The 4570-nt window shown below is 66.0% G+C and carries 4 protein-coding genes; 2 read left to right on the forward strand and 2 right to left on the reverse strand.

All coding sequences use genetic code 11. The features are described 5' to 3' along the window. Together AC1D2K_RS30405 and AC1D2K_RS30410 are read right to left on the reverse strand one after the other, a co-directional pair. On the reverse strand, nucleotides 1–765 hold a 765-nt coding region (locus AC1D2K_RS30405; protein WP_478093618.1), incomplete at its 3' end, for a hydrogenase small subunit. Between the two features lie 565 nt (nucleotides 766–1330). After that, nucleotides 1331–2338: a LysR family transcriptional regulator gene (locus AC1D2K_RS30410; RefSeq protein ID WP_478093620.1), complete on the reverse strand. Its 1008-nt coding sequence runs from the start codon at nucleotides 2336–2338 to the stop codon at nucleotides 1331–1333. A 113-nt stretch (nucleotides 2339–2451) separates the two neighbouring features. On the opposite strand from AC1D2K_RS30410, the gene AC1D2K_RS30415 reads away from it, so the two are divergent. Beyond that, nucleotides 2452–3918 (forward strand): form I ribulose bisphosphate carboxylase large subunit, encoded by a 1467-nt coding sequence (locus AC1D2K_RS30415; RefSeq protein ID WP_478093621.1) that lies wholly within the window; start codon nucleotides 2452–2454, stop codon nucleotides 3916–3918. A gap of 23 nt (nucleotides 3919–3941) precedes the next feature. After that, nucleotides 3942–4361 (forward strand): ribulose bisphosphate carboxylase small subunit, encoded by a 420-nt coding sequence (locus tag AC1D2K_RS30420; RefSeq protein ID WP_478093623.1) that lies wholly within the window; start codon nucleotides 3942–3944, stop codon nucleotides 4359–4361. The last annotated feature ends 209 nt before the right edge of the window (nucleotides 4362–4570 follow it).

Here is a 4570-nt window from a genome sequence, read left to right on the forward strand (position 1 = left end):
GCCCTTGCGTGCCGATTCGTCGTCCCAGGCCTCGACGAACTGGCCGGCGTCGAAGTGCGGGCGGCGGTAGCACTTGTCGTGGATGCGCTGGCTGTAGAACATCTTCGGGCGGCCCTGGCGGTCGAGTTCGGGGATGCGGTCGAAGGTCAGCATGTAGGTGATCACGCCGGTCATGACCTCGGCGATCGGCGGACAGCCGGGCACCTTGATGATCGGCTTGTCGAAGATCACCTTGTGGATCGGCGTGGCCTGGGTCGGGTTCGGCTTGGCGGCCTGCACGCAACCCCAGCTTGCGCACGAGCCCCAGCTGATGATCGCCTTGGCGTCCTTGGCGACATGCTTGAGCTGATCGATGAAGGGCTTGCCGCCGATGATGCAACTCATGCCGTCCTGGTTGAGCGGCGGGTTGCCCTCCACCGCGAGGATGTAGTTCCCCTTGTACTTCTTCATGATCTCCTCGAGGATCGCCTCGGCCTGGTGGCCGGCGGCGGCCATCAGCGTGTCGTCGTAGTCGAGCGAGATCATCGACAGCACCACGTCCTTGGCCAGCGGATGCGCCGAGCGGATGAAGGATTCCGAGCAGCAGGTGCATTCGAGCCCGTGCAGCCACAGCACCGGCGTGCGCGGCTTGGTCTCCATGGCATGGGCGATCTGCGGCACGAAGGCCGGGCCGAGGCCCAGCGACGTGGCGGTGAGCGAACAGTACTTGAGCAGGCTGCGGCGCGAGATTCCCTGGCGGCGCATGACCTCGTAGAACGTTTCCATCGTGTGCTGTCTCCTTGCCTTGGCGGCGATGTCGTTGGGAGCGGCGGGCCTGCGAAGGGCCGGGTCGGCCCCGGGGGCCATGCATTGCCGCTCCCTCTTCATTGCAACTCGCGGACCAGTTCACACGGCTCCCTGGGAAAACCCTGAATGGCCGCTGCAAGTGCATGATTTGATTGGACAAAGATGGCTGCGCGGGGCAAGGCGCGGCGACCGCCTGACGGCATGCCGCCGCGACGCTTCCAATCCGGTCGTCGTAGTGCAAGCGGTGCTTCCACCGGCGMCCGCGCCGAAACGCAGCAGCCCTGAGTTACACACCCCCGAAGCGCCAGCGGCGCTCTGCGTCGCTGCCAGAGGCAGCGGTTCTTTGGTCCGTCCAAGCCTGCGCGGGCAGGCTTGGAGCCGCGGAACTCAGCCCCCTCGGGGGGCGATACCAGCGGCCCGGCAAGCCCGGTTCCGCAATCTCCCCGGCATTTGGCTGCGCTGGCTTCATGCGCCGCGGGTTACGCGGTCACGTGGTGGAGCACTGCAATGCAACGCGCGTCATGCGCAGCGTGGCGGACGGCTCTCATCGGCCAGCGGCTGGCGCCCGTCGGCTCCGGTCGGCAGTGTCATTCGGGCTCCTTGCAGTACCGCGCTTCGTCGATGAACCCGAGGTCGCGCGCAGTTGCGCGAGGATCAGACGCTGGCCGTCGTCAGCCAGGAACTGCATGAAGGCGCTGGCCAGTTGCGGCAGCCGGCGCGTCGCCAGATGCATCGCATACCAGTCGCGCTCGATCGGGTTGGCCGTCATCGGCAGCAGCGCGAGCAGGCCGGCGTCCAGCTCGAGCCGACAGGTGTGCAGCGACAGGAAGGCGACGCCGAAGCCGGCCGCGCACATCTGCTTGATGGCCTCGTTGCTCGACAGCTCCGAGCCGACGCGCAAGGCGATCCCGGCTTCCCGGTAGAGCGTCTCGACGGTCGTGCGGGTGCCCGAGCCGCGTTCGCGCACCAGCAGCTTGGCGCCCGAGAGATCGGCGATTGCCAGCCGGCGCCGCGTCATCAACGGATGCGTCGGCGCGGCCAGGAAAGCCATCGGATGGCGCGCGAAGGGCACCGCCTTGGTTTTCAGTTCGGCCGGCGGACGTCCCATGATGGCCACGTCCACCTCCTGCCCGGCGAGCATGTGGACGATATCGTTGCGGTTGCCGACCTTGAGCTGGATCTTGACCTCCGGTCGGCCGTCGGCAAACGCCACCAGCAACGGCGGCAGCAGGTACTCCGCAGTCGTCACCGCGCCCACGCGAAGGGTGCCGGAGAAGCCGCCCCGCTGGGCGGTCACCTCGTCGCCGGCCTCGCGCCACAGTTCCAGGATGCGGCCCGCATAGCCCGAGAGCAACTCGCCCGCGCCGCTCAGCCGCACGCCGCGCCCCTCGCGCTCCAGCAGGGGCATCCCGGCGGCTTCCTCGAGGAGCTTGATCTGGATCGAAACCGCCGGCTGCGTGAGGTGCAGCTCGCTCGCGGCGCGCGAGACGCTGCCGAGCCGCGACACCGCATGCAGGGCGGCGAGCTGCCGGAAGGTGGCGTTCTTGATCATTAGTTAAAGCAAATGAATGCGAGAAAAAGATTAACTATTACAAATGAAAAGAGCTTCGTACATTGAAGGCATCGAACACCTCGAACCGATCAACCTTAGCAAGGAGAGTGCCCGTGGGCCGAATGAACGAACCGACACAGATCACCGACAGCGCCAAGCGCTACGCGGCAGGCGTCCTCAAGTACGCTCAGATGGGCTACTGGAACGGCGACTACGTGCCGAAGGAGACCGACATCCTCGCGCTGTTCCGCATCACCCCGCAAGATGGGGTCGACCCGATCGAGGCGGCCGCTGCCGTGGCCGGCGAATCGAGCACCGCCACCTGGACGGTGGTCTGGACCGACCGCCTGACCGCCTGCGACATGTACCGCGCCAAGGCGTATCGCGTCGAACCCGTGCCGAACAATCCGGGCCAGTACTTCTGCTACGTCGCCTACGACCTGAGCCTGTTCGAGGAAGGCTCGATCGCCAACGTGACGGCCTCGATCATCGGCAACGTCTTCAGCTTCAAGCCCCTCAAGGCCGCGCGACTGGAAGACATGAAGTTCCCGGTCGCCTACGTCAAGACCTTCGCCGGCCCGCCGACCGGCATCGTGGTCGAGCGCGAGCGCCTCGACAAGTTCGGCCGCCCGCTGCTGGGCGCCACCACCAAGCCCAAGCTCGGTCTGTCGGCGCGCAACTACGGCCGCGTCGTGTACGAAGGCCTGAAGGGCGGCCTGGATTTCATGAAGGACGACGAGAACATCAACTCGCAGCCCTTCATGCACTGGCGTGACCGCTTCCTGTGTGTGATGGATGCTGTCAACAAGGCCAGTGCCGCCACCGGCGAGGTCAAGGGCAGCTACCTGAACATCACCGCCGGGACGATGGAGGAGATGTACCGGCGCGCCGAATTCGCCAAGGACCTCGGCTCGGTAATCGTGATGGTCGACCTGGTGGTGGGATGGACCGCCATCCAGAGCATGAGCCACTGGTGCCGACAGAACGACATGATCCTTCACATGCACCGCGCCGGTCACGGCACCTACACGCGGCAGAAGAACCACGGCGTGAGTTTCCGCGTGATCGCCAAGTGGCTGCGCCTGGCCGGTGTCGATCACCTGCACACCGGCACGGCCGTCGGCAAGCTCGAGGGCGACCCGATGACCGTGCAGGGCTACTACAACGTCTGCCGCGATACCCACACGGTGGTCGATCTGCCGCGCGGCATCTTCTTCGACCAGGACTGGGGCGCGCTGAAGAAGGTCATGCCGGTGGCCTCGGGCGGCATCCACGCGGGCCAGATGCACCAGCTGCTCGACCTGTTCGGCGACGACGTGGTGCTGCAGTTCGGCGGCGRCACGATCGGCCATCCGCAAGGCATCCAGGCTGGCGCGACCGCGAACCGCGTGGCGCTCGAAGCGATGGTGCTGGCGCGCAACGAGGGCCGCGACATCAGGAACGAGGGGCCGGACATCCTGCGGGAGGCCGCCAAGTGGTGCGCGCCGCTGAAGGCCGCCCTCGACACCTGGGGCGAGATCAGTTTCAACTACACCTCGACCGACACCTCGGACTTCGTGCCGACCGCGGCCGTGTCCTGATGCCACCGTCAAAGAGAGCCACCATGCGAATCACACAAGGCACCTTCTCGTTCCTGCCCGAGCTCACCGACGCGCAGATCACCAAGCAGATCGACTACTGCCTCGCCAAGGGCTGGGCGATCGGCCTGGAGTACACCGACGACCCGCATCCGCGCAACATCTACTGGGAGATGTTCGGCAACCCGATGTTCGACATCACGGACGCGGCGGGCCTGATGCTGGAGCTGAGGAGCTGCCGCAGGACCTTCCCGAACCATTACATCCGGCTGACTGCGTTCGATTCGACCCACGGCACCGAGTCGGTGGTGATGTCGTTCATCGTGAATCGCCCGAAGGAAGAACCGGGCTTTCGCCTGGTCCGCACCGAGGAGCCGGGCCGCACCATCCGCTACAGGATCGAAGGCTATGCGGCGCAGCGCGCGCCCGAAGGCTCGCGCTATTGAGGCCGTCAATGATGAATGCGGCAACCACCTCGACCCCCGGCGCATTGCTCGAAGCCTCGGGCGCGCGCACGCTGCTCGACAAGCTCGACGCCGATCTGATTGGCCTGGCGCCGGTCAAGGGCCGCATTCGCGACATCGCCGCACTGCTGCTGATTGACAAGCTGCGGGGTGAGCAGGGATTGCAGTCGACGCCGCCAACGCTTCATATG

Source organism: Variovorax sp. P1_H12_2, from assembly GCF_056405335.1.

What these genes read in the sequence shown, in the direction of transcription:
- AC1D2K_RS30410 (WP_478093620.1), bottom strand. Translation starts at nt 2,338, where the DNA reads ATGATCAAGAACGCCACCTTCCGGCAGCTCGCCGCCCTGCATGCGGTG.
- AC1D2K_RS30420 (WP_478093623.1), top strand. Translation starts at nt 3,942, where the DNA reads ATGCGAATCACACAAGGCACCTTCTCGTTCCTGCCCGAGCTCACCGAC.